This window comes from Pedobacter sp. GW460-11-11-14-TSB4 (assembly GCF_059423705.1).
Genome location: NZ_JBWKYI010000044.1, coordinates 1 through 26,466 on the forward strand (window position 1 = coordinate 1; position 26,466 = coordinate 26,466).

16 protein-coding genes are annotated in these 26,466 nt (G+C 37.0%); 8 read left to right on the plus strand and 8 right to left on the minus strand.

Annotation, left to right across the window (positions count from 1 at the left end):
- Positions 1 to 133 precede the first annotated feature (133 nt).
- Together AC07YT_RS24065 and AC07YT_RS24070 are read right to left on the minus strand one after the other, a co-directional pair.
- A complete protein-coding gene (locus tag AC07YT_RS24065; RefSeq protein ID WP_086546869.1) occupies positions 134 to 1,423 on the minus strand; it encodes a M12 family metallopeptidase in 1,290 nt (429 codons plus the stop codon).
- A gap of 1,254 nt (positions 1,424 to 2,677) precedes the next feature.
- Positions 2,678 to 3,589 (minus strand): tetratricopeptide repeat protein, encoded by a 912-nt coding sequence (locus tag AC07YT_RS24070; protein WP_145954254.1) that lies wholly within the window; start codon positions 3,587 to 3,589, stop codon positions 2,678 to 2,680.
- Between the two features lie 245 nt (positions 3,590 to 3,834).
- On the opposite strand from AC07YT_RS24070, the gene AC07YT_RS24075 reads away from it, so the two are divergent.
- From AC07YT_RS24075 to AC07YT_RS24100, 6 genes are all read left to right on the plus strand, one after another.
- A complete protein-coding gene (locus AC07YT_RS24075) occupies positions 3,835 to 4,398 on the plus strand; it encodes an RNA polymerase sigma factor (protein WP_086546865.1) in 564 nt (187 codons plus the stop codon).
- A 43-nt stretch (positions 4,399 to 4,441) separates the two neighbouring features.
- Positions 4,442 to 5,461: a FecR family protein gene (locus AC07YT_RS24080; protein ID WP_086546864.1), complete on the plus strand. Its 1,020-nt coding sequence runs from the start codon at positions 4,442 to 4,444 to the stop codon at positions 5,459 to 5,461.
- Between the two features lie 32 nt (positions 5,462 to 5,493).
- On the plus strand, positions 5,494 to 9,027 hold the full coding sequence (locus AC07YT_RS24085; RefSeq protein ID WP_086546863.1) for a SusC/RagA family TonB-linked outer membrane protein: 3,534 nt from the start codon (positions 5,494 to 5,496) through the stop codon (positions 9,025 to 9,027).
- A gap of 14 nt (positions 9,028 to 9,041) precedes the next feature.
- Positions 9,042 to 10,427, plus strand: a complete 1,386-nt coding sequence (locus AC07YT_RS24090; RefSeq protein WP_086546862.1) for a RagB/SusD family nutrient uptake outer membrane protein — start codon at positions 9,042 to 9,044, stop codon at positions 10,425 to 10,427.
- A gap of 103 nt (positions 10,428 to 10,530) precedes the next feature.
- Positions 10,531 to 11,541: a TlpA family protein disulfide reductase gene (locus AC07YT_RS24095; RefSeq protein WP_494945563.1), complete on the plus strand. Its 1,011-nt coding sequence runs from the start codon at positions 10,531 to 10,533 to the stop codon at positions 11,539 to 11,541.
- Entirely contained in the window at positions 11,538 to 12,803 is a 1,266-nt protein-coding gene (locus AC07YT_RS24100) for an amidohydrolase family protein (protein ID WP_086546860.1), read from the plus strand. Before AC07YT_RS24095 ends, AC07YT_RS24100 begins: the two co-directional genes overlap by 4 nt.
- A 551-nt stretch (positions 12,804 to 13,354) precedes the next feature.
- Here AC07YT_RS24100 and AC07YT_RS24105 read toward each other — a convergent pair.
- The 3 genes from AC07YT_RS24105 to AC07YT_RS24115 all read right to left on the minus strand — a co-directional run bounded on the left by AC07YT_RS24105 (position 13,355) and on the right by AC07YT_RS24115 (position 19,909).
- Positions 13,355 to 15,292 carry a TlpA family protein disulfide reductase gene (locus tag AC07YT_RS24105; protein WP_086546859.1) on the minus strand — a complete coding sequence of 646 codons (1,938 nt, stop codon included), beginning with the start codon at positions 15,290 to 15,292 and terminating at the stop codon, positions 13,355 to 13,357.
- Between the two features lie 834 nt (positions 15,293 to 16,126).
- Positions 16,127 to 18,334, minus strand: a complete 2,208-nt coding sequence (locus tag AC07YT_RS24110) for an FG-GAP repeat domain-containing protein (protein WP_086546858.1) — start codon at positions 18,332 to 18,334, stop codon at positions 16,127 to 16,129.
- A gap of 108 nt (positions 18,335 to 18,442) precedes the next feature.
- Positions 18,443 to 19,909, minus strand: coding sequence for a S41 family peptidase (locus AC07YT_RS24115; RefSeq protein WP_086546857.1), 1,467 nt, complete (start codon positions 19,907 to 19,909; stop codon positions 18,443 to 18,445).
- Positions 19,910 to 20,619: 710 nt separating this feature from the next.
- Between AC07YT_RS24115 and AC07YT_RS24120 the strand changes: the two genes are divergently transcribed.
- Both AC07YT_RS24120 and AC07YT_RS24125 read left to right on the plus strand, forming a co-directional pair.
- On the plus strand, positions 20,620 to 21,069 hold the full coding sequence (locus AC07YT_RS24120) for a hypothetical protein (protein ID WP_086546856.1): 450 nt from the start codon (positions 20,620 to 20,622) through the stop codon (positions 21,067 to 21,069).
- Positions 21,070 to 21,153: 84 nt separating this feature from the next.
- Positions 21,154 to 21,339 (plus strand): hypothetical protein, encoded by a 186-nt coding sequence (locus AC07YT_RS24125; RefSeq protein WP_086546855.1) that lies wholly within the window; start codon positions 21,154 to 21,156, stop codon positions 21,337 to 21,339.
- A 476-nt stretch (positions 21,340 to 21,815) separates the two neighbouring features.
- On the opposite strand, the gene AC07YT_RS24130 is transcribed toward AC07YT_RS24125, so the two are convergent.
- The 3 genes from AC07YT_RS24130 to AC07YT_RS24140 form a co-directional block, all read right to left on the minus strand.
- Positions 21,816 to 23,642 carry an O-antigen ligase family protein gene (locus AC07YT_RS24130; RefSeq protein WP_086546854.1) on the minus strand — a complete coding sequence of 609 codons (1,827 nt, stop codon included), beginning with the start codon at positions 23,640 to 23,642 and terminating at the stop codon, positions 21,816 to 21,818.
- 30 nt (positions 23,643 to 23,672) lie between these two features.
- Positions 23,673 to 24,365: a hypothetical protein gene (locus tag AC07YT_RS24135; RefSeq protein WP_086546853.1), complete on the minus strand. Its 693-nt coding sequence runs from the start codon at positions 24,363 to 24,365 to the stop codon at positions 23,673 to 23,675.
- Between the two features lie 268 nt (positions 24,366 to 24,633).
- Entirely contained in the window at positions 24,634 to 26,148 is a 1,515-nt protein-coding gene (locus AC07YT_RS24140; protein ID WP_086546852.1) for a transglutaminase domain-containing protein, read from the minus strand.
- Between the last annotated feature and the right edge of the window lie 318 nt (positions 26,149 to 26,466).

The following is a 26,466-nucleotide window of genomic DNA, read 5'->3' on the forward strand; positions in this document are numbered from 1 at the left end:
GGTGAACGTTGCAATTTTTTTAAATTATTATTGACCATTTTGTTAAGATTTGGTCAACCTTTTTTAGGACTCCACATTGATTATAAAAGCCCGATTCTTATTACGAATCGGGCTTTATCATATTTAATTTTTTTTAAAATGTACTAAATTTGAATTTTTGATTGTTGGCACCACCATAACCCCAAAGACCAGGCAGGGTACCGTTTGCGGTTGCACTACCCGGTATATCAATATTTTTGGATGGGACATTGCGTGGAGAAATGATATAATAACCACCCTCAACCGGGATGATATTAAACTGCTGTGAGGTTGTACTTGTGTTTGTTCTAATTTCCAGCTTAGTACCATTCGCGATACCACCAGCCACTACGGTAAGTACCTTTCCTGGTGCGTTTAACGGAGATAATATATAATAACCACTGGCATTTTTGGTCACATTCCACCTTCCGTTACTGGTGTTTACGTCTGTCCATAAAATGACCTGCGTACCATCTGCCGTGTAATTCCCGGATACGTTCAGCACCTTGGTAATATCCAATGCTGTAGAAATTTCATAATTAGTATTTGCAGGTAAGCCAACATATGTAAAACCGGTATACATGTGGTTGATGCCTGCAATATCTGCAGGGCTCATGTTTGGTGAAGGAAAGCAGGTCTCATAACGAGATCCATCTAATTTCGTTATCTTTTGGGGACTTCCGATGGGATCTGCAGCGTACATCAATATTGATTCGATATCTAATGGCGTACCAATAGTTGTATAACTTGTTGCCGAAACCTTATTATAATTGTATGCACCACTTGGATCAATGTTGTCATAATTCACAATGATATAATCATCTCGGTCTGGGCGGCACATTTCATGATTTGCGCCCAATGAATGGAATATTTCGTGGATAATGATGCCGATAGTATTATAATTCACCAAATTCACGGTCTGTGCCCCTCCAATCATTCCTATTGGCGAAGTATTGACAGTAGACTTCACAAAATTAATGTAATTGGCCTGAGTAGTTCTTTGCACAAATGTTACAGGAGAAACCCTGCTAATATATTCCATTGCCTTTAAAGCAGCAGCTGTATCGGCACCAAGGCCCGATAAGTCATAATAAACTATACCACCTGGCCAGCGCTTAGCTAAAGCATTTATTACCAGTGCCCGCTCTGAGGTAGACACGTTTTTGTTGCTGTTAACTTTTATAAAATTAAACTGTTCTTTACTAAGTGTGATATCATCGGCGAGATAATACACACCGTTTTCTTCTTTGATCTGAATGTTATTGCCGTCGAAATTAAAGGTATGCATTTTTGCAGATCTGTCTGCATCAACCACTTCGTTAGTCACGGCATTTTGCTTTTTACAGCTTAGGGCTGAAACAGACAAGAGTGCTGCCATAAAAAAGTTTAAATAGTTTTTTTTCATTGCTTTTTCAATTAAGGTTTAGTTATAGATTAATTTATAATTGCGATAGAATTTTTTTGCTCAATGATATATGCAAGCATCCCAGTCCACTTTTCATTTTAACAGCTCACACAAGATTCTATTAACTAAAGTTGTCTGCTGTTTAATTCCATTTCCACTTTTTTCACCTTAATGAAAGCACAAAATAGCTTCAGTCGTTGTATTTTAACTAAACGAAGTTAATAAATACTAAACTTATAACTGGCTGGATATTAACGTATAACTACCACATATTGACAGCTGTAGCATATACCTGATCTGTGCAGATGATAAGGGCCGATATCAACTTCAGCGATGATATCAGCACGTTTACTTCATCTCTGAGTAAACAGCGGCTGCCCAGGTCGCAGATGTTTCCAGGAGAAGGGTATTGTAAAAATGAGCGGATCGATGGGTTAGGTCTGGTTTTGAAGATCAAAGATTTCAATAAGGCTTCTTTGCGAGGGCTGTTATCAGATTGATTGTTTAACAGATATATCAAACGTGTGGCGGTCGTCCATTGGACGACCGGAAACCTCGTTCTTGCGGACGCTTGGCTGGGATATCCACAGTTTGAGAACGAGCTCTCCAAATATGTCATCATATATCAAAGTTCTTACATTAATCCTCAGCGTATATTCATTCTAACTATTGAGAACTAAGATCATTCGAATTCATATTTAGTTAAATTATGAAACCATCACACTAAAAAGAATAAGTTGTCACTCCATGAAGATTTGTTAGTTTTTAACCGTATACCGTCTTTTTAGTATCGGTTATCTCATCATTATAGTGTTCTTTATCACACGCATGTATTATCACATGTATGAAAAAAAATAGAAATGCTTGAATAATAGTCCGCCTCTATTGTTCCTTCAGGGCAAACAGAGTTATTAACTCCTGAAATCCTGGCTACAGAAAATTAAACTATAAACCTTTCAATTTTAGTTTGATGGGAAACCTACCCCAGAACCGTATACACAAACGGATCGTTTATCTCGACAATGATGAGACTACTGAGCCGTGCAAAGTCATTGACCTTTTTTTTGATGCGTGCTTGCTACCTGAGCATCTCGATACAATTAGAGGTTGGCGTGATGACCTTACTTTCGGAACCGATTATACAAAAAAGAAGAAGTCCTGAAAATCTTATACTATGAACTAACCGTTAGAATTATTAAGGCAGCATAAACTCCAAATGGTCATTCGCCATTTCTTCATGTATGTCCATCTAGTTTAGTGTAACCTGTATTTTTCTTCTATGGCTATTCCGCGCTCTGTTACCAATTTAAACATCTTGCCTGAATTCAGATAATCACCCTGGTCGTAGTATATCTTACCCAATACGTAATAGGCATCGTAAACTGATCTGCTTTTTTGAGCTAGATATAGCGGAATAGATTTTTTTCCAAACCTTATTGCACTTTTTGGCTCCTGGGAATAATAGTATACAGTCATCAAATTATAATAACCCTCGGGATCATTAGGATATTCACTTAAATATTGTTTGCCTTTTGTAATTGCTACATCGTACTTTTTTTGATATAAGTGACAGATAATTATATTTCTTTTAGAAGAAGAATCGGCGGGATTGATGGTAATAGCTAAATTGAAATTTTCTATGGCCTTATCATAATCTGGAATATGCATATATGCCCAGGCTATTTCAGACTTAATAAGCGCATTGTTATTCTCTAAAGAGTCTGCCGCTTCAAAAAAGGCTAAGCCTTTTGTATATTGAAGCATTCTGGATAATTGGCTGCCCATTGTACATAAACTATCAACCTTTCGATTATCTGAATACTTTAATTTAGCAGATGTAGGAATTATTGAGGCTGCTATATTGGCCGTATCCAGTATTTGGGCAGATGCAAATGAGCAGCCAAATAAGAAAATAAATGTAAAATATATTCTAATCTGCATTGATGTGGTTTCTATATTATTAATGTCTAGAGAATGCAGCATTAGCGAGAAAAGCCCCCCTATCGTACAATTTGCGGGCTTTTGAAGGGCTTGTAAGCCATTTTCGGCGGAGAGTGAGAGAATTCCCAATCCTAAAATACTGCTAGAATATGTTTTAAACATCGTTTCAAAAATGCGACTCTCCGAATCACTCACCGCTTTTTGACTGCAAATATATACTTCCAATATACTGATATTTTTCAGAAGTTAAAATATAGAGCACTAACGACGTTTCAACCCATCTATTACTCGAATCTTGGATGGCCAAGGTTTAAATCATTTGCAAGAATCGTTAATTTTAAAAGTGTTCAGTTGATAAGATACATTAGAATTTTTTGATTCAAATGAATGGTTATATTTGTATCCATTGGGCTATATCAATGTTTGCCTGATTTTAATCCCTTTCCTTAATCTCTATTAATAAAATTTACATGAATTCCAGCCACACTGATGCTTTACTTTGGAAGTCTTTTTGTGCAGGCAACGAACAATCTTTTATTGATATTTACGAGAAATATTACAGCAGTTTTTTTGTATGGGGTTGTAAGTGGTTAAATGGTGAGCATGATTTTGTTAAAGACCAGCTACACGATTTTTTTATTTATATATGGGAACGAAGAGAAAAGCTTGCACTCGATATTAATGTGAAAGCATACTTATTAACTTCCTTTAGGAGGCAGTTAACCTATCAATGGAAAAAGCATAAAAAAATAGAGCCCATTTCTGATTTTGTTGAAGCGATTAAAATCGATGATTCAGAACTCTTAGATGCTGAATTGATAACAGAACAATTTGCTAAGCTCGAAAAAGCCTTAACCTTACTTAGTCCTGCCCAGCGGGAGGTTATAGAACTTCGGTTTTTACAAAATAAATCGATGCAAGAAATTGTCGATTATAAAAAAACGAGTATTCGAACAGTTTATAATTTGCTCAATAGGGGCATCAACAAGCTACGTTCAGAAATAAATGAAAAAAATTTTCTTTGGCTGTGGTAAATTTCATGCTTATTCTCCTCTGTATTAAAAAGAAAGAAAAAGAATGGAATTTAATTCAAGCGAAGATTTTCTTAAAAATGAATCCTTTGTAAATAGTTGCCTTCAAATTAATGAAGATGATGTAATATATTGGAGAGATTATCTTGTTAAAAATCCAGATAAACAAGTTTACATACAAGAGGCAGCAACTTTAATTCAGGATACCCAGTTACTGCTTTTGGCAGATAAATTAAAACCTCAGGCTGTTTATTTATTAAAAAGTTATTTAAATAAGAATAAAAAAACTGTTAAGCTTTATACATGGAAGTATGCCGCAATTGCAGCAGCGGTGTTAGTCATGATATCTGCCGTTACATTTTTCTTTTACTTTCATCAAAATCCTCCACTTAAACCGGAGCTTGCGAAATTTGCTACTCATCAATATTTTTACCAGGCCGGTACCCAAAGAAAAGCTATCGATTTATGGGACGGTAGTTTTATTATTTTAGATAAGGGGGCCAAATTAGCTATCGATCGCGGTTTCGGTAAAAATGATCGGAAGATGTACCTTTCTGGAGTTGCATATTTTAAAGTAGCTAAAGATAAACAGCACCCTTTTAAAGTTTATACCGGCAATTATGTAACTACGGCAGTGGGTACTGCATTTAAGTTGCAATCAAACAATCTACTCAATAAACTAAATGTAGAATTAGAAGAAGGTAAAGTGACCATTGCAACTAGAAAAGGGAATTTGTGGAATTTGGTTGCTACCCTGAATCCAAAAGAAAGCATCAGTTTTGGTAACCACACAAAGGCTCCAGCCAATCAGAAATTTTCAGATAAGAACTTTAACCGATGGAAAATTCAGGAAATTATTTTTAAAGATGCGCCTTTAAAAGAGGTTTTACTGCAGCTTGAAATTTACTACAACGTATCAATAAAAGCAGATGAAAGTAATCTTAATAAAAAAACTTTCAACGGAACATTTAGGCAAGATTCGCTGCAGTCTGTAATGGAAGTACTGTGTTTTTCTATAAACAAACGCTATAAATTTAACGATTCCAGTCATATCACTATTTACTAAACCAACAAACAACTAAATAACCAAACATTTTCATGAATTTAAGAAAATTAAAACGGGTAAAACTTGTAAAAGCACCGTTAAGTAGAATACTATTGATTAGTTTTTCCATCATGTTTTTTTCAATAAGCACATTTGCGCAGTTAAAAAAACAAATATCCTTTAACCAAGATCCGGTTAATGAGGTGTTTTCTAAACTGGAGAAAGAATTTAAAGTACGTTTTTACTATTCAGATAAAACCATCGACACCAGGGAAAAGGTGAGTATGGCTTTAAAAACTTCATCACTAAATGAAGTTTTAGATTATTTAAAAATTAACTACGCTTTTGAGTTTAAAACTACAGGCAATATGATTGCAGTTAGTAAAAAGCAAAAAGAAACAACTTCTGGTAATCCATTGAATAAAGCGACTGTGGAAATAAGAGGTAAGGCCGGTTTATCGGTTGGGAATGATATTGTGCACCTTGGCGGAATTACCATTCGCGAATCAGGAACCAATAATGCTGCTTTAACTGATGACAGAGGTAACTTTAAAATTGTCACCAGCACATCTACACCTAAACTATCAATTAGTTATATTGGTTATCAAACTACAGAAATAAATGTAAGTGGCAATGCATTGTTAAACATTAACCTGCTTGAAGATGCCAATACCTTAAAAGAAGTTACAGTAGTTTCGAACGGGTACCAAACATTGGCAAAGAAAAATACTACGGGCAGTTATGCTACCATTTCTAATGCCGATATAGAGCGCAGAAGCAATCAGTCTTTAGATCGTATTTTAGAAGGAGCTGTTCCGGGCCTTTCTGTTTATAATGGGTTTAGGTCCGTAAATGGCGTAAGAACCCAAACAGGATCCGATATCCAGGTAAGGGGTGGAAGTGCCATCCAAAGTGAAAGAAATACACCCTTAATTATTGTTGATGGTTTTCCTGTTAATCAGCTTCCTGATAATTTTAATGACGTAGAAAAAATTGATGTACTTAAAGATGCGTCTGCTTCAGCAATCTGGGGCTCAAGGGCAGCAAACGGGGTAGTTGTAATTACGACTAAAAGAGGTAAACAAGGTGCCTTAAGCATCAATTTTTCCTCTAATTTATACCTCACACAAAAAAATAACTTTAATGTATTTAACAGGGCCAGTTCAGCAGATATGATCAGTGTAGATAATGAAATTTACGCAAAAGGTTATTTTAGTTCAGCATACTTTCAAGGTACCCAAGGTGGTTTTTCTCCATCATTTGATTATATTTTACAAAAAGAGCAAGGTTTAATTTCTGCAGCACAATTAACCCATAAACAAGATTCGCTTTCCGGTTTATCAAATTTGGCACAAAATAAAACCCTTTTAATGCGCACAGGTGTTCGGCAAAACTACTATTTATCTTTATCTGGAGGCGCTGCTAAATACCGTTTTATGTTTTCAGGTTCTTATGATAATACCAAATCCAATTTCATTGGTGATGCTTATCGGTCTGTGCAAATTAATATGCGTAACGATTATGAAATTACAACTTGGCTGCACGCTGTGGCAGATATTAATACTGTTTTCAATAATCAGGATATAGGTGTTGACCTACGATCTCAAATTTACGGGCTAGCGCCATATCAAATGCAGCTGGATGCTGATGGTAATTATGTTTACGATTATGGCTCCTTTAACAAAAATACCAATAGCACTTTAATGGCTAAAGGTTATTATAACAATGGTAAAAATTTATTGCAGGATGCCACTTTAGCCAACAATAACAGTGCTGTTTTTGGCTTGAGAACGAAAGTAGGGTTAGAAGCAACCCTTGTAAAAGGTTTGACGGCTAACGCTTATTTCCTGTACGATAAAATGAAAACCACAAATAATAAACTGGTAGACGAAAATTCTTATGCCGCCAGGAGCTTATTAAATCAATATGCCAGCTTAGATGCGAATGGAAAGGCCGTATTTAACCTTCCTAAAGGAAATTATCTCGATTTAGCCGAAACAACGAACGACAATGCGGCATTTAGATCTCAGTTAAACTATACAAACCTGTTCGGTGGCAAGCATTTTATTAATTTTGGAGGAGGAGTAGAAGTTAAACAATATCTAACCAATGGCTTTACAAATCGTAAGTTTAATTATATAGACGATTTACAATCCTGGTCGCCGATTAACCAGATCGCACTTCTAAATGGCGTTGTTGGTCAAAGCGGATCCAATACCATTTACGATGCAACAGCCTATGATCGGTTCAGCTATAAAAATACACGTGAAATTTCTTATTTTTCTACTGCTACCTATACCTACGATGATAAGTATACCTTGCAGGGAAGTTTGCGTTTTGATGAATCGAATTTATTTGGGGTAGATCCTAAATACAGAAGAACACCACTGTGGTCAATAGGTGGGGCATGGGACATCACAAAAGAGAAATTTTTCCATGTTGATTTTATCAATTTACTGAAATTGAGGGCAACTGTAGGCTTAACCGGAAACTACGACGCCAATACGACTTCATTACTCGTTGCGAGCAGAGCTTACCAGGCATCAACTTTCGATTATCGCTCGAGAGTTGATGCCAGTAATCCATACAATCCAAAGTTGAGATGGGAAAGAACTAAAACCTATAATCTGGGAGCCGACATCGCTTTTTTAAAAAATAGATTTCAGCTAAGCGTAGATGCCTATAAAAAATATGGCTATGATTTATTGGGTACACAATTACTCGATCCAACTATTGGCTTTACCTCAACCAAATTAAATGGTGCCAGTATGGTAAATACGGGTATAGAGAGCACTTTAACAGGCAGGGTATTGCAGTTAGGCGATTTCTCCTGGTCAAGCACGTTCAATTTTTCATACAACACCAATAAAATTACGGAGAACAAAATTGCAGAAAGCAATCCAGCAGTTGGGCGGGTAACAGGTACTGTGCCATTTTATGTAGAAGGCTATTCCCGCGAGACACTTTGGAGTTATAAATGGGCAGGTTTGAGCAATACCGGCGATCCTCAGGTATACGATGGTGATGGCAATAAGGTTTTAGTACCTGTTTATGGTTCGTTAGAAAACAGTGGCTCTTACCGCCCTAAATATACAGGTGGCTTTACCAATATCTTTAATTTTAAAGGGGTTTTTGCCAGTGCAGTATTAATATACAATTTTGGTGGTGTATTTCGAAGAGAAATGCCTTCTATGAATGGTTACGACTGGAGTCCCGTTATCAATTACCAGGTGGCAAACCGATGGAAAAAACCAGGTGATGAGGCTTTTACAGATATCGCTTCTTTTTTAGCTTCACCAAATTCATTATACGATGGACGTACCCGTGCCGCAATGTATTCGAGTAATAGCGTAGAAAGCAGCAGTTTTATCAGGTTAAGAGAAGTACAACTTGGATACAAGATACCTGCCAAAATACTAGGTAAAAGCGCAATTAAAAGCTTATCGCTATCCGTTCAAATGAACAATATTGCCATATGGACTAAAAATAAATATGGTATAGATCCCGAAGCTATTGATCCGCAAACGGGAAGTTATTATTTGCCTACACCCAAAGTTACAACCATAAGCCTGAAAGCAGGTTTTTAATAAGATAAAATTGTATGAAAATTAAATTGATTATACTCGCAATCCTGATTCTTACTGGTTTTGGATCTTGTAAAAAGTATTTAGATGAATCACCCATAAAAGGGAAAGTGGTACCTAAAACGCTTGCCGATTATGAAGAATTTTTAAATGACATTATACTTAGTCAATCAGGATACATCTATCCGGAGTTCATGACGGATGATATGTTGAATAGTTCTATTACTTCCGTAAATACGAACAGAATGTCAAGATCTTATACCTGGCAAAAAGAATTACTGCTTGCAACGGATGACGATGCTGAATGGAATACGCCATATAACTATATTTATATCTGTAATCTGGTTTTAGATAATTTACAAAATGCAGCACAGGGAACTGAAGAAACCCGAAATCGTTTAAGAGCAGAGGCCCTTACTCAACGTGCTTATTATTTATTCACTGTTGCCAATTTATATGGTAACGATTATGTAGCCGCAACCGCATCTACCGATTTGTCGGTTCCGATTATGCTTCATGGCGATCTGGAAGCAAAAGCTACACGTGCAACGGTACAACAAGTTTACGATCAGGTGATCAGTGATTTACAAACGGCCATTTCAATTGCAGATTTTCCGGATGTTGGGCGCAATTATGTTCATCCAGGCAAACTGGCATCGATGGCTTTGTTAGCCAGGGTTTATCTTTTTAAAGGCGATTATGCGAATGCACTAAAATGTGCCAATGATATTTTAGCAAAGAAAAATACACTTTTTGACTGGAATTCTTTGAGTTTTAGTAATCCCGCTAAACCAACCGCATCTACCATTGTAAACAATCCATTACCACAAAGTAATGTAGAAAATCTCTACTGTAAACTGGTTACCAACGGTGGAATTTTCGTGCGCTTTATGGCCAGTTCAGATTTATTGACCGTTTTAGATACAAAAGACTTACGTTACGTTTTCAATTTTACCAGATTAACTTCAACAGGTGCAGCAAGTACCAGCGTAAATCCCGATTACCTGGGTACCACACCAAATTACAGCATTGGAGTACCAGAAATCATGTTGATTAAGGCAGAGTGTTTGGCCAGGGCAGGTGATAAGGATGGTGCAGTTGCCATTTTAAATACATTAAGGATTAAACGTTTTAAACCTGCTGATTATGTTGCGTTAACTGCAAGCTCAGCTGATGATGCATTAGCGAAGGTTTTAACAGAACGCCGCAGAGAGCTTCTGTACAAAGGTGTCAGATGGTTTGATTTGAAAAGGTTAAACCGTGATGACCGGTTTAAGAAAACAATTAGCCGGGTTATTGGCTCAACTACTTATACTTTGGAACCAAATAGTCCTGCGTATTTACTGCAGATTGCTCCAAAAATTATTGATATCAATCCATTAATTGTTCAAAATCGCCGGTAATATGAAATTTTCCTTTATAAAATATATAAAAACGCTTGTTGTTTTAATTACAATTGCTTTTACCTTCCAAAATGCGAAAGCTCAATCAAATCGAGCCTTAGGGATGGATATCAAATTTAGCTCAGCTGTTCATGCAGCTGGATCAAAAATTAAACTGTACAGAGAATGGCCTAAAAGAACACTGATAGATACATCAAGTTTAGATAACCAGCATGCTTACACCTTTCATCTAACCGATAGTGTACCGGCAGTTTACACCTTACAGTGCAGAAAACCATTTGTTAACCAGGTAATTATGTTTGAAAAAGGAATGTGTACCATTACATTTTCTGCTGATTCTCAGATTGTTGTAAGCGGAGGTAAATTGCAAACCATACTCGATAAATATTTAGCTGAGATGGAACCGATGCAAAAACAATGGACCGCCACCGGAAATAAATACATGAAAGCAGCTAACCTGGAAGAAAAACTGATTGCAGCCAAAGAAAATGATATACAAGAAGCAAAGGTAGAAACTGCAAGGTTAAATTTTATCCACAACAATATTAATAATGCTGCTGGCGAGTGGATTGCCTATAGTAATCTGAATTTATTTAATCTTCGTGATTTGAAAAAAATCGATGCATATTTCTTACCCACTAAAAGTACTAACCACGTATCAGGTATGATTGGGCAAAAGCTTCAGGCTCAGGTATTGCAGCATACTTTGTTCGTTGGTAAAATGGCACCATCATTTACTTTGCAAAGTAAAGAAGGCAATCCTATTGCTATTGATAGTATTTTTAAGCGCCATAAGTATGTCTTAATTGATGTTTGGGCATCATGGTGTACACCCTGCAGAGCAGCTAATCGTAACCTCGTTCCGGTTTATGCCAGCTTAAAAAGCAAAGGGATTGAACTGGTTTCGGTATCGGTAGATGATGCTAAAGAGGCATGGAAAAAGGCCATTGATGCTGATAAAATTCCATGGATGCAGTTAATTGCTGATCATGGAATGAAAGGAACTTTTGCTACCCAATACCAGATAAAATCATTACCCTCTACTTTCCTAGTTGATAAAAATGGAATCATTATTAAACAAAATGCAACAATAGCAGATCTCGAAAAATTATGAAAAAAATATATTTAATGCTAACACTGTTAACAGCGGTGTCAGGGCTTTGCTGTGCCCAGAATCAGGCGAAAAAACTTATCCTCAAAAACGCTACAATAATAGATGGTGATGCAAATGTTAAACCCAGAATTGGTTCAATAATTATTGAAAATGGGTTAATAAAAGGAGTTTATGATCAATTATCCAAGGTAAAAGAAAAAGATGCTGATGTAGTTGACTGTAGCGGGAAATTTATAGTGCCAGGTATGATGGATAGCCATGTACATTTTGCAACCGGCAATTTATCCAATATCAAAAAGGCTCGTTTAAATACCGATAGCATTTTGCTGAATTTTGTTAGACATGGGGTTACGACCGTACGTGACATGACTGGTAATGCGCCCTATTTAGCTCATTATAAAAACGATATTAAGGCAGGTAAGGTTATTGGGCCAGATATTTATTACGCTGCACAGTTTGCCGGCCCTGCATACTTTAAACTTATAACAAAATTTAAAAAAGATGACCAGGATGTGGGAAACACACCCTGGTATAAAACGATCAGTAAACAGGAAAACATCAAACAAGCTGTTGAAGATGCAAAGAACGCAGGGGTAACAGGAATAAAGGTCTATTCCGATTTAAATAAAACCTTAATTAATGGTATTACCAAAGAAGCGCATAAGCAAGGTCTAATGGTGTGGGCACACGCCGCTGTTTTTCCGGCAAAGCCAATAGATGTAGCACTAGCTGGCGTAAACAGCATGTCGCATGCCAGTGATTTAATTTTTCAAAGTATTAAAGGAGATACACTAAATAGTAGCGTAGCTTGGGCGAAACTGAATAAAGGTTTAAAAATTGATAGTGCCGCTTGTGATCAGTTGCTTTTAGAAATGAAAAAACGTAATATTTATTTAGATCCAACAGTGTTTCTTTCCGAGAATAATAAATTAAAAAATGCGGTTCTAATCACTAAAAGAGCGCATGAATTAGGAGTTAATATGGTTACTGGGACAGATTGGTTTTATCCAACCAAAAACGAAAACTTACCATTAATGTATGAAATGAAATTACTAGCTGAGAAATGTGGAATGAGCAATTTAGAAGTATTACAAGCGGCAACAATGAACGGGGCAAAAGTTACCGGGCTAAGTGACCGGGGAGTTGTTAGAAAAGGTAAGAAAGCCAACTTACTTATTTTAAACCAAGATCCACGATTGACTCTAGAGACATTGTTCTCCCCTGAAAAAGTAATTAAAGACGGGGATGTTATCCATGAGTAATTATTTAGTTCATATTCTCTTAGTTGTTAAAATTACATACGTGCTAATTTCAGAATAAACTTAAATATTGCTGATAGTACAAATGCAACAATGCATGGTACAAAAAAGTACTATTAGGCAAAAAATCCTTATTCTGTACAATAAGGTATTGGGGCATAACGGTGTGGCACGTTCTTACTGATAGCCCTGATGCCGCTACCAATTTGGTGAGATTAGGCTTTCTTCAACTATTCGCGCATGATAAGAAGGTGTTGTTTATGCATTATCAAGCTCACCATCGAAATGAACGTCCCAGTAAAAGCATATTGCCATTCGCTGTAGCAGCGATTAATGTTCCATTCAAACCCCTTTACCGTTATTTTATAATATACCTCGTTGACCATACCAAGTTAATGTAAGGAAATGGCCAATAATAGGCATTTAGTTAGTATGATTATGCAAATTCCTACGCTTTGAAACATAAAATATTTTTTGGTCAGTATAAGGGTTCGTTCAAATGAAGTTCTTTTAAGTTGAAGTATCTTTTAATTATGATGCAATTGTTCAATTTGTTATTTCCAGTATGCATCTGTAAATTTTCCAGGAAAGTATTTCCTGAATTCATTTTTCAGATTATATGATGAAAAGTTGTCGTCTTGTATTTTCCCTTCTGCGTTCACCAAAACATAACGGGGTATCCCATTGAATTTGAACAGTTCTCTCAATGCTAAATATTCATCTGCCTTAATTCTGTGTGTATTGATCATTGAGTTTTTTACAATATATTCACCATAAAAAGCAGCGTCGGTGCTTTCTGCGTCCGTTATAAATACAAAATCAAAATCGGGATTATCATTGTATTTCTTTCTTAATGCCAGGCTACTTTCAATACCTTCGCGACAAGGGCCACACCATTGCGCCCAAAAATCAACAACTAATATTTTTCCCTTCAATGGATTGATGATTTTCTTGAATACTGATGCAGCAGCGCTATTAGGCAGCTCGTAAGCTACATTACCTATTTTATACTTGTTGTACATTCGATTCATTTCACTAACCACAAAGGGCTCTTTTATGCTTTGTGTTAAGAAAGTAGTTTCTTTAGCAAAACTTTTATTTTTGTATTGGTTAAATTTAAAGTTTGAAGTCAATGAACGAAGCTTGGCAATATCAAAAACCAGTGATTTCTTGTTTTTAGTAAGATATGCAGAATCTAATTTTAAATAGCCATTACCATTATTGTCACGATCGTAGAGTAATGCTCTATCGTATACAGGCGAAAATTCAAAGCGATTAATGAACGTTGAAAAAGCATTGGAAATTAGAAGGGATTCATCGTCCAAATTAATTTTATTTAGAAAATCGAAATAATTAGCAGGTATCGGTAACTTAAGAATTTCATTGTTGGGTTCTTCCTTACGGTAATAGTCACGTGAATTCTCATAGTCAAAAATATAGTTGGCATAGGTTAAATCCACTTGATTAACTATCATTTTTTTGATGGGGTCCGCTATCTGGTTTATAGATATCGTACTATCTACTGTCTTTCTGGCGCTTTCCCAATTTTGAATTTGAATATTTTTAAAGTCTTCCGGTTTTTGTTTTTTTCTATATTCACTTAATTTACTGTAGTTGGGCAAGGTAAACTTAACGGAGGCGAGCGTTTCGTTAATCAACTTATTTACACCCAAGTATTGTACGTGTTTAAATTCATACCGCTTATCGCGATATCTATCTGCCAATAAAAAGTCATTCCAATCTAAAATTATTCCTGTTGTCGTCCCTGGTACGGCATAAAAATTAATGTTTTGATTATTAAAATATATGTTCGAAGAAATTGGATGTATGCCCAACATGCTACATTCAAATCGTCCGTCCTCATATATTCTTACTGTGGTCGGAAAGTCTTCTCTGGTGAGGTGATTTTGGTGATAGATAATGCCACTGGCAAAGCCTGCTCTTTTATCATAACCTTTAATGTAGCCAACAATTTTAATCGAATCGCTCACATAGAACTGGTTCGGGTCTACTTTGCGCTTGCTGGCTGCCATTTGAACATTCAACCATTTCGAAACATTTTCAGGTATTGAAGGCGTTTGATTAGTCTTAGTTTTTTTTTGCAATGATATACCGTATACCGAAGTTTTACCATCGTCACCGTAATTTAGTCGCTTAATTTTCTTTTCCAGTTTAGGGAAAATCAACTTAACCGTGGTATCACCGGATTTTGGTGTTAGCAGTTTTGTGTTGAATTTAGCTCCTTCGATAGCTTTTACCGTGTATTTTTCTCCTGTGTCTGCATTTTCTAAATATGCTTTATCGCTGAATGTAGTCCACCAGTTTGGTAAAAAACTGATCTTGACCTCAACAATAGTTGCGGTATCAATAAATGTGATTTTATCAATATGGTAAATGCCTGTATTGGTAAATTCGCTTTGAAGGTTATTGATGGTTTGTGATTTTGTGACAAATACAACAAAAAATAAGAAGAGGGCGATAAAGTATTTCATGGAATTGTGATTATTGGATTAAGTATTTTGATGCAATTTTTTGAGCGGTTTATTAGTCTAACTTCAAACCTAAAAGAAGCTCGCCTTCGGACTGGGCTTTCACAGCAAATACGATAAAAAAGAGAGTGCAAAAGGAGATTAATTTTTTCATTCCCTAAACTACAAAGAGTTTAAGTCGTGTGCAAATAGAAATTAACCTGATGAGCTTAACCCCACGCAGGAATAAAGGAAATGACGATGGGTGCTGTTTATGATGGCTGTTTATTGGAATAGGAATAAAAGGAGGGGGCAGAGTAGGGAGTTTGAGGATTATTTGCGGTGGAGGGATATGAGGAGGTAGTTTGTCGTTTGTGTTATGACTGACCTGTTGTTTGGGTTGTTTTTGGCTGTCCCCTGCGGGCCGGGCCATTTGCTGTGTCTTTCGCTTCAAAAGGATGCCGCGTCTGTCCCTGACAGGACAGTTTGTATGCAAGGCAGGGATATTAATTAATAATTTTTTTGAGCTAAGTTTCCTCTATTCGGAGCTGTTTTCTATTTTCGCGCTGCAAACCTATAGGGGCTGCACTTTTTATCTAAACTAGCGCTTTCAGGATTGAGGCGCTTTTTTTGTAGACTGACTACATTCATGGAGCACCTTCTATCATTAAAAAATCTTCTGAAAGCCGGCCTGCGGGTAATGCTTTCGGCAAAAGCAATTATGGGGTCTCAGACGATGAGCATTTTGCCTGCATTTTTCGTTTTTCTGAAGTAACTATCACGAACATTTAAACCCGCCCATAGTGCATTCAGCTTCAGTCACATCGAGTCTGTGAATGGCTCGGGGAAAACTTGTAGTTACTTATTGCCTGAATTTTTCCATATGGTGATACCTGAACCTGGCCATTGGCTGCAGGAGGCGATGATGTCAAGGTCACCATCCTTATCAATGTCCTGGAGTTGAAGGCTGCTTAAGTTGGAAACCCGGGATAGTGGTTTGGAGGTAAAGTTTCCTGACTTATCGTTTATAAGGCAGATGATGGAATATTTGGAACTGAAGGCAATTTCCTCGTTAAGCCCCTCTGCCAGACCATATTGGTCAGCCAGGCAGACAATATCGCTATAGCCATCACCGTTGATATCCCCGACACTGAGCATCTCGATGCCAAAATTTTTGGGAATAACTTTGCTTTCCCATTGTCCGTTATTTTCTTCAAACCATTTAAGCTGGCTGCCTGCAAGGACCAGATAGTCTGCTGAGCTATCGTTGTCCACTTTGGCTCTATGAATGCTGCTGATAAATTGCTGCTGAAAATGACTTGGTTGCTCCTCCCATTTTTCATTCCCTTTGTAGTTGAACCAGGTTTGGGACCCGTAATCGATCAGGTCATCGGCCTTGTCCCCGTTAATATCCCATACGGCAATGGACGGGAATAACTTACTGGTTTCGCTAACTGCTGTACGGCTTTTGCTGAAAATGCCCTTACCCGTGTTTTTATAAAGGTAGAGACCGCGAATGTTGTCTGTCCAGTAGTTCACGGCCACATCCTTATTGCCGTCGCGATCATAATCGATAAGCTCGAAGCTGATCAGTCTTCCTTTTTCCTGGAGCAATATCGATATCGGGCTGAATTTGAAACCTCCCAGGTTTTTATACCAACCCAGGATGCCGTTTTCCCGCTCGCCGGAGCATACCACCAAATCTTCTTTCCCGTCATTATCAAGATCGGCTGATTCAAGTTTTTCAATTTTAAACGGGCTTTTTAGCAGTTGCGTAGACTTGGCATATTTTCCTTTTCCGTCTGATAGCATATAAAACAACTCATGGTTATAATATCCTAGAATATCTTTGGTGCCGTTGTTATCCAGGTCGGTAAAAGCAAAGCCGGAACAGTCAGCTTTTACAAGCCACGTGTTCTTTTGTTTTACCTGCCCGTTCTTTTGCTGTAATAGCATGGTATACTCAGGCCTTATCTGTTCTTTTTCATCATCATAAAAAAGCACGTCTTTGACTTTGTCGCCATCGAAATCCCCTAAAACAAATAACTGAGATTCTTTGATATTGGGGAGTAGACTTTTCTGGGTTTTAACAAAAACATTGTTCCCTTTATTCTCGGCCCAATTGATAAAAGTATATTGATTGCGTTGGGTAAAATAAGCCAGATCAAGATCGCCGTCTGAATCAAAGTCTTCAAGCCTGAAGCTTTCCAGTTCAAGGTGGTCTATGAGTGTATGAGTTTTACCTAATGCGCCTTTGCTGTTACGTTCTATCCAGTATATACCGCCATTCTGGTCTGTATAAGAGTATACCAGGTCCTGGTCGCCGTCTTTATCCATATCCATTAACCTAAAGCTGCTTATCCCGGTAGCTAGGGGGATGGTTTGGGCAACAACATATTTATCGCCTTTGAAAGCGTAAGCTTGGAGCACTGGGTTTTCACCCCTTTTTTGCGGGTAAACAGGAACCAGTAGTTCCTGGATGCCGTTTTTATCGATGTCAATCCCAATTACATCACTCAGCCTTCGAAAATTATCATTAAATACTTTGAAATAGCTGTATTGATGGTTGGAAGCTCCTGTGTAGGCAATTGGAACTCCTCTGAGTCCGGATATAATGATATCGCGTATTCCGTCCGAATTGGCATCATATAAATACAATTTGGCATACTCGGCAGGAAGGTAGCTTACCTTGCTTTTTTGCGCTATCCTGTTAAAGCCCTTCGGTCCGTTAATGAAAACCACTATTTCCCCGTCTTTATATAATACGACAATATCGACGTCTTTATCTCCGTCAAGGTCTTCGAGACTATAATCTTCATATTCTTTGGCATCTCCTATGAGGATCGTTTTTTGTTTTCTGCCATGGCCGTCATTCAGATATAAGTTTGGAAAGTACAATACATCCAGGTCACCATCACCGTCGGCATCAAAAGTTTTAACGCCGCCGTACCCGAAACCAGGTCCGTTAATAGTTTCACCATGTTCAAAAGTCTGGGCCTGGCAAAGGCAGCCGTATACAAGGAAAAAAAGAAAAAATAAATAACGGAAGGTGTGCTGTGATTTCATGAGATTGTTAAAGTTTAAATTTGCGTTAATTTAGGGTTACTGTGTTTTTTTAGCATTGCTGGTGCAGGGATCGATAAGATACGGTCGATAGAGCTATTTGTGAGTAATTTACTTTTCGCTCAGCCATTTTACAGCAGCTTTTAATACCTCATCCCCATCACCTGAAGGCTTGATTAGGACATCCGGCTGTATTTTTCCACGGTATTCTTTCTTATTGCGGTCTGCAGTATAACTGGAGGCCAGATAAAGATAAGAGCCGTCCGCTAATTTGAACCCCCGGTTTGCAGTCGTGTAGCCACCTGTCGGTTCTCCGAACAGTTTTGTGTGCGCTTTGCCGATAAAGGATATCGTGGTCATCTCACCACTGCTTGAAGTACGCGGACCAATCAATACGGCAACTTTACTGTCTTTGTTTTTAATCTGGTAAGGTTTGCTGATGGTGATACCCATGGTTGAAGTTGGTTTATCTGAGGAGGTGTAGGTCCATGGGTGATATTTTGTTTTTTTTTCGTCGGGGTAGACAAAGTAACCCAGTTCTCCGGTGCTGATCAGCGGACCGAGCCCTGCAATCATGGGGTACATGTTGCCACCTGTATTTTTCCTCAGGTCAACTACCCATCCCTGAATTTGGTTTGCTGTGTCAAGCCGGCAAATCTGCTGCTGGATATCGTTCGCAAACTCATCCATTGTTTTCTTATCCAGTGAACCAAAACCAGGTACCTGGATATAGCCCATATTGTTTTCAAGCAGTGCCGACGTAGTTTTTTCAGGATTGGTATTCTCCGAAGCATATTTCTGGGCATTTACCCGGGTCTGGAAGAAGGAGTGGTTGTCACCTGCCTTTTTTAAAGTGCTAAGGATGTAGCTGTTGATTTTGGCTGCATCGGTCACGGTTTTCAGACCTGAAGAGAAGAATTTAATGCCTTCGTCGATATCTGCCCAGTTAAGGGAATCCCTGTAAATGGAATTTTCTTTTATTATTTTGCGCACTTCACTGATGTAGCGGGTAATTTCTTCACTGGGTGGTGAGTAGGGGTTGTCGAGTTTTTCTATAGTGAAATCGTCTATCCAGGCTGTTCCTTTTCCCATCAGATAGACCCCGAAATAAAGTTTTTTGGTTTCTTTGGGCAGGCTGAGTCTAAGGGAATATTGCTTCCATTCACTGCTTCCCTTTAGTACCGGCTGCTGTGACTGGATGTTTTCAAATCCTATCATTTTATTGTCCTTATCCCAGACCTGGCACCAGAATGCCAGGCTCTGTTCAACCTCTTTCAGTTTTACGTATCCCGAGAGCTGGATCTGCTCAAAGCCCTTAGTTTCATAAGCAATGAGTTGTGAAACGTTCTGGAAAGTATTCGCTTTAATCTGGTCGCTACCTGTTAATTTGAATGAGGATTTTCCCGAATGTGAGATGGAATCATCTCTCTGGCCTGTATAGCCGGCAACGGATGTAAAGTTCCAATCTGAAGGGGCCAGTGAATGGTCTTTTTTGGTTTCGAAGCTTTCATTTTTGAACTGGGTAAAACCTGAATGGCTTAAAGCGGTTGCCAGTATGACTAAAAGTGTTTTTTTCATGAGGCGTAATTTTGGGTTTTAGATATGGTTTCAAATATAATAATCTTCTTTGCTTGCTGGTAATATGTTTTTCGTGAAAATAGCTGACGTAAGAAACAGCAAAAATTGCTGAAGTGCCCGTCGGTGTCGAAACTTTATAGCTTGGAGGCTACAATTATCATGGTTGCCAACAACAATGCAGTCCTTTAGTTTGTTGCCATTATTTTTTGTTTTATTATTCCCAACAACTATTGTGCATATATGATTATGCTATAATGTAAGGTTGAAATATTAAACATTTAAAAAATTTAGATCGAAAGGGAGTCGGACCTTTTCGTATTAACTGTTTCAATATCCTGCGATTTGATCAAGTCTCTTACATGCCGGAAACTCGCTTCGTTAAGTAGATGAATAAAGGGGTATACTACTTTTAGGTTATGGACCAGTTGGTTTTCATTCGGTATTCAATAAATGCACTTTTTTTAATGTGAACTGATCATCAGGGTCATTCAAATCGAAACGGATAAAAAGGCCGTAAATTTCGGGCGCTCCGTTCTCTGCGAGCGCATAATGTCCTGGCTGCGCCAGAACACCCTCTGGGACTTATAGCTCTGCGTTCTCTCTTACGCCCGTTTTTCCGGACTTTCTTTTTTTCCGTTTTTTCTTTTGAAAAGATTTTTTGGGAAAAGGGGAAACAAAGAAAATAAAACGGATTATCTAAGGATTTGATTATGGAAAATTTGGAGTACCTAGAAAATGAGATCGCAAGCTTTAGGGAGGCTTTTTGCCCTTATGGTTATTTGGATATTAAAACAGCAGTTTCGCATGCGATTAACGCTGGTTTTGATTCAGCTTGGGCATTCGATCAGATCGAATTGTTTTGTGATGAATGTGGTATGAAGTTTTCGGACGTTGACCCCTGTTATATCGTAATGGATGGCATTTTTCAACAGGCCAGGAATGAAATTGAAGCTTTGAGCGGTTTTGATGTTTGTAATGATGCTAACTTTTACGTTTATGGCAATTTTATGTGTTCATCTTTTGAAGGGGCAGAGGAAGATCGGGAGCGGTTGCGCGCTGTACTCTCTGGATGCAGCGGGCATTTCGACGAACTTTCAGATTGTGCAACATACTGGCTCATTGAAAATGAAGTGGAATTAAGCGCTGGTGAGGTGAAATGAGGAGAATAGAAGCCTTAGAGATAGTTTAATATTTATATCTTAAAATTAGCTGTTTGACCTGCCCAAACTGGGTGTAATTCAATTATGATGAATGTTATCGATTTTGCTGGAAGATCCATCAGGGTCAACGATTTAGAAGCTGCCATCAAAGAGGCAGATCATTTTAGAAACCTTTACCATGAAGACCCCAGGTTTTCAGAGCTGGACAAAAGGCTTCGGGCTTACTGGGAGGACTTTTATCAGAAGCTGATTGTTTTAAGAGCGGGATAAAATGCGTGGCGGCCGTCCACCGGACGGCCGGAAGCCTCGTCTCCTGCGGACACTTGGCTGGATAAGGGCAGTTTAAAAATAGGAATTTCTTAAGTGCTTTTATAAGATGGCCTTATTAAATTAACCCTCGATACTCAGTTTGCGCTTTGGTCAGAAAAATCTAAGCTTGTTTTAGCCAAAATCGATTATTGGAAAGGATTTGAATATGCTCTCGCCGATGATCTGGACAGGGTAATCGCTGCTTTTAAAGGTGCGGTTGATACCCAATTGATTTATTATATCTAAGGGCTGGTTTAGGCAAAGAAAGGGTGGTTGAAAGTTCTCGAATTTCAGAGCTAAAGGCTGTCGAACCTTTACGCATTAACTTTGTTTTAGTATTCTATGACTTGATCAAGTCTTTTATAGGCCATAAAGTGAGCTTTTTTAAAGCTATTTATCCTGAGGGTGTAAGAAACCGAAGTTTCAAATCACTTATCTTATAGGCATTCCTTCTTCAGTTCACAATTTTCTTGCTTATCTAGGTAACGAGTTATTTCACATCTTATCCTATCTCCTGTTTTTGATGATACTTTTACAGGGGTAGAATCTATTATTTTGGCTTGCTTGATGGCATTATCATTTTCACCTTTGAGAATGTAAAGTTGAAATAGCTTGTATCTAGGGATAATTTTAATTGGCACTATGTTCGCAGAAATTTTATAATAATATTCAGCATCCGTGAATTTATTTTCCATTATGTATGCATCGCCGAGTAAATTCAATATGTCCGTATGTGGTAACCTGCTGATAGCCTTCTTCAGAATCTTTATTCCTTCTTTAACTTTAGCCTGTTTTTTTATTAAAAAAGTACCATAGTGGTAAAGATAGATTCCATCGTTTTGGAGATATTTATAAGCCCGTTGATAGTTTCTTAGTTTTTGCGAATTGGTAGCTTCACTAAATGTTTTATTATATGCCAACGTTGATTTAAATTGATTGGTCAAAATATAGGCATACCACAATGTCAAACTAACGATTACAATGCTCTGAATTTTTACCAATCGACTATGAAGTGTGTAATTTTTGTACTGGTCGCCCATCAAACAAAAATTAATGATCATTATGGGTAAAAGTGAAATATTGTGGAATAGGCCATCATTCAAGCTAAGTATAAAAAATACTGTTATTGAGATTATTGCTGGTTTCAGAGGCTTGTACTTGATTGTCCGGTAAATATAAAATATTACAATCAGAAGTAGTATCAAACCAAAAATTCCGATCTCAATCCATAATTCCAGATATTCATTAAAACAGCTAAAAGAATTATTTGCAAGATCCCGATATTTACCATACTTAGCCTGGTCTTTTTCGCTTACAAAATAGCTTGCCTGTAGATAATTATATTGTGCACCGAACTTATTTGTCCCTATACCAAACAACAAATTGTCCTTTAACATTGGCATACTTGTACTTTGAATAAAAATCCGGCCCTCCAGTGCCCTTAGTGCTTTGTTGCTATTGATCAAGGTGGTCATAATAGCCGAAAAGCTGATTATTAAAAATAATACATGGAAAAGTAGATGTTTTTTAAAACACAATAAATTCTTGGTCCTTTTGTAGAAAAAGGTAAAAAATAGATAGCACATCAACATCACCAATATGATTGAACTCACATCCTTTGACAAAAAAATAGCGACAAGGTTGATGAGAAAAAATATCTTATGTGCCAAAAGCATTTTGTCTGAAGATCTAAACAGAATGTAAGGAAAAGTAAGAGCTAGATAATTCCCAGTTGTCGTTGTGCTATCAAATACGGTTTCCGATAATTTTATCTCTGGAAACCCTAAAGAATTGAATAATTGTTGTATTATGATATAGATTGAAAGAAGAGAGCTAACTAAGAAAATACCCGATTCGATTTTATTTGGTGAGAAGTTTAAATTCTTGAGCAGTATCAATTGAGAAAAAATGGTGATAAAGAAGAATAAGAGATAATTGTCTTCTTTTCCGTTAGTTACCAGGTTAATCAAACACATGTATACAATCAAAAATAGAATGCATAAATCCAATCTCGTGTACTCGAAACTTTTGCCACGTATAATAAAATAATATATGGAGAGTAGAACAATGATAAGGGATGAAAATTCTATATAAAAACTTTCGATTCTTTCACTAAAGAGATAGACTCCTGTAATATTTAATATAGGAGAAAAGATCTGAAGCAGCACAAATGCAAATATTACTTGACGAAGTAAACTTTCAGAAAAAAAAAATGGAAGATGCGGGTTAAAACCACATCTTCCAAACTTTAGTTTAATGACCATTAATTTATTCTAAATAATTAGATATGAATGTTATTGGGCATTTGTCACTGTCATGGTCGAAGTTCCGGTAGTAGGATTAAGCGAACCAGTCATAACAATAGGCTGACTATATATCGTTCCAAGTCCTTCAACGATAATGTTGTAATTCTGCAAGCCATTCACAGTAAAGTTAATAAGACCTGTTTGAGAATTGTAAGTTGATGTTCCCGTGCCAGTTTGAGTAAATGATGTACCAAGGGTGAAACCAAAAAGAGCACCTGTTGTAGTTATATTTGAATAATTACTTCCCCAGTTAACATTAACCAAATAACCAGAGATAGGTGATGCATTGTATTTCACATTTCTAGAGCCTGGTTTAGGTTTTCCTTCAACCACTAGATCAGGCTCTTCCTCAAACATAATTTTCCCAGAGATTTGTAGTCCTGATGGTTTATTGGAAGCTTTCAGGTTCTTGTTTGCATTTAAGCTTATAGTGGAGCCGATCTCTGTTGTATAGGAAGCATTTTTGATATTGGCTATAAATGCATCCGCCTCCGCGGCTGAGGCGAAAACCATGTTAGTTTTCGTTGTATCCTGTACAGCAGCTTGAACAACTTTGAGATCGTATTTTTCAATTAAATCATTAACAGATAATTTTGAGGCATCTTGTTTTTTGCAGGAATAAATTATACCTGCAAAAAAGGCAAAAATAAGAGAGAGAATTAGAATTTGTTTTTGTTTCATTGTTTTTTTTTCAAAAATTTGATTAGTAGATAGATTAATACGCTAACAAAAATGGCTGTGAGCGCAGTGTAGAGTACAAGACCAGTAGATGGATTCATATTTGATAGATAATGGGTTAAACATGCGCAAATATGCATATTTATATCTAATGTAACAAATTAGATGCATAAAAATACTGATTAATGATACGTGAGTAGCCTTTTGAGAAGAGTTAACCGATGCTACCAACTTCATTTAAGCAGCAATTTGAATTAAATAAAACATAATCTTAATACCAGAGTTGCTCTTTGTTCTTAATAAGAAATATCCTACTTAAACTTTTATCGCCGATTCTGTCTTCAATCATGTAAAATGCATTAGCTGGTATTTTGTCGAAAATTAAACAAGAGTCTTTTTTGCAGATCCTGCTGTCTAAATCTTGCCATTCATTGTTCTTATCCAAATATTTTAATGTATATTCTCTAGACTTTTTCACCCAAGATTCAGCGCCCATATTTATCTTTTTCAAAATGGTATTGCTTTTATTGCCAAAATCTGGTGTAGAGTATACAACATGATTAAGGGAATCTATGATAAACGGTTTGCCGATCAATCTATACCTATTGCCCTCGGGTACTGCAACATGATATGCCATATCTTTTGCCATATTATTGAATATAACGTATCCGCCATCTGAAGTAACCTTGCCATAGAAAACGGGTTTCCATACTCCGTAATTAAAGACACAGATATAAGCTAAGGGGATATTATTCTCTTTTTTTTCAAATTTGTAAATGAAGTTTGTTGTTGGGGTGTAATCTGCTGTAACATCCAATAATCTGTCTGATTTTAGGAAGGTCGGGATAAAATAATTTTTCTTTCCCATTAGTGGTTTTATGGAATCTGACCATAAGTTTGTTTTTTTAAAGCTAGTCCTGAAAACCTTGGGTGGAAATTTAAAAGGATCCCACGGCCTCATGCCATATTTTACAACCTTGTTGTTTTTTTTGATCGGCCCATAGAAAACCTCTGCGGCATGACTACCACTTGTTTTTCCCCACAACGGCACTATATCTACTGTAGCAGGTATTCCGGCAGACCTTGCTATAAATACAAACAAATTGGAAAGTTCAGGGCATTCTCCTTTTTTTATTGCTATCAATTCTTTGAAAGAAGGATACCGAGTCAGCTTGGTAAAGTCAGAGGTATATTTCAGCCAGGACCAAGCTTCTGTACGTAGACCTAAATATAGTTTCTCACTGTCACTATCCCAATTTGCCATGTGATTAGAAATGCTATCCTTATATTTTTTAAACAAAACCATCCTCCAATTATCTGGACGTTCGTTTAAAACCTTATATGGCAGAAGATAATTTAAAAAAATATCTTTAGGTACATTCTTATTCCAAGGATACTTTTTCCAGTCTGATAGCGCTTTATCTATATTTTCCTCCAATAATTCTGAAGACAAAAAATCAACATCCTTTAAACGAGTATACGAATAGTTTATTTTTTTATTTAATAATATCGATCTAAGGGAACTGTCTGAGGTAATTGTATCCAAATTAAAATCCAGCATTTCACCTTTCTCGTTATAAAAATACGGTTCGTCAGATGTCACTCCTTCAATATTAGTTTTTATAAATTTTAAAGATTGCAATTTCAAGCTGTCTTTTTGATTTGCCGAATACTGTTTAATCAGCTGATCAAAGTCAACATTATCGTTTCTTTTACAGGCTGCAATACCCACGATACTGATCAGAGTCAGCGATATTAATAAATTCGTTTTACCGATGATCTTCATTTTTAAAAGTACTTTATTGTTTTTTTTCTGAACTACTTCATTTCAACATAAATAACTATTAAAATTTTGATTTATACAAAATAAATACTTTTTATATCAGGGCTGAAATCATATTTACTAACCCTCTATCAAGGGATTCGCTTTAGTTTAATGTAGGAGTTAGCGAGAATACTGGTTTCTGGTTCCAACTGGCGACATCGTTACTGCAACTTATCCTACAATATTTGGCATGGGCTTTGGGTGGGCATTTCGGCAAAAATGGCCGCCCGTTCCGGGTTTAAGCTGTCACCCCATTTCGCTTTAAAGTGACCACCTGTT

Coding starts and splice junctions, on each gene's coding strand:
- AC07YT_RS24135 (WP_086546853.1), bottom strand. CDS start 24,365: ATGAAACAAAAACAAATTCTAATTCTCTCTCTTATTTTTGCCTTTTTT.
- AC07YT_RS24090 (WP_086546862.1), top strand. CDS start 9,042: ATGAAAATTAAATTGATTATACTCGCAATCCTGATTCTTACTGGTTTT.
- AC07YT_RS24075 (WP_086546865.1), top strand. CDS start 3,835: ATGAATTCCAGCCACACTGATGCTTTACTTTGGAAGTCTTTTTGTGCA.
- AC07YT_RS24130 (WP_086546854.1), bottom strand. CDS start 23,642: ATGGTCATTAAACTAAAGTTTGGAAGATGTGGTTTTAACCCGCATCTT.
- AC07YT_RS24105 (WP_086546859.1), bottom strand. CDS start 15,292: ATGAAATACTTTATCGCCCTCTTCTTATTTTTTGTTGTATTTGTCACA.
- AC07YT_RS24140 (WP_086546852.1), bottom strand. CDS start 26,148: ATGAAGATCATCGGTAAAACGAATTTATTAATATCGCTGACTCTGATC.
- AC07YT_RS24095 (WP_494945563.1), top strand. CDS start 10,531: ATGGATATCAAATTTAGCTCAGCTGTTCATGCAGCTGGATCAAAAATT.
- AC07YT_RS24100 (WP_086546860.1), top strand. CDS start 11,538: ATGAAAAAAATATATTTAATGCTAACACTGTTAACAGCGGTGTCAGGG.
- AC07YT_RS24085 (WP_086546863.1), top strand. CDS start 5,494: ATGAATTTAAGAAAATTAAAACGGGTAAAACTTGTAAAAGCACCGTTA.
- AC07YT_RS24115 (WP_086546857.1), bottom strand. CDS start 19,909: ATGAAAAAAACACTTTTAGTCATACTGGCAACCGCTTTAAGCCATTCA.
- AC07YT_RS24125 (WP_086546855.1), top strand. CDS start 21,154: ATGATGAATGTTATCGATTTTGCTGGAAGATCCATCAGGGTCAACGAT.
- AC07YT_RS24110 (WP_086546858.1), bottom strand. CDS start 18,334: ATGAAATCACAGCACACCTTCCGTTATTTATTTTTTCTTTTTTTCCTT.
- AC07YT_RS24120 (WP_086546856.1), top strand. CDS start 20,620: ATGGAAAATTTGGAGTACCTAGAAAATGAGATCGCAAGCTTTAGGGAG.
- AC07YT_RS24065 (WP_086546869.1), bottom strand. CDS start 1,423: ATGAAAAAAAACTATTTAAACTTTTTTATGGCAGCACTCTTGTCTGTT.
- AC07YT_RS24080 (WP_086546864.1), top strand. CDS start 4,442: ATGGAATTTAATTCAAGCGAAGATTTTCTTAAAAATGAATCCTTTGTA.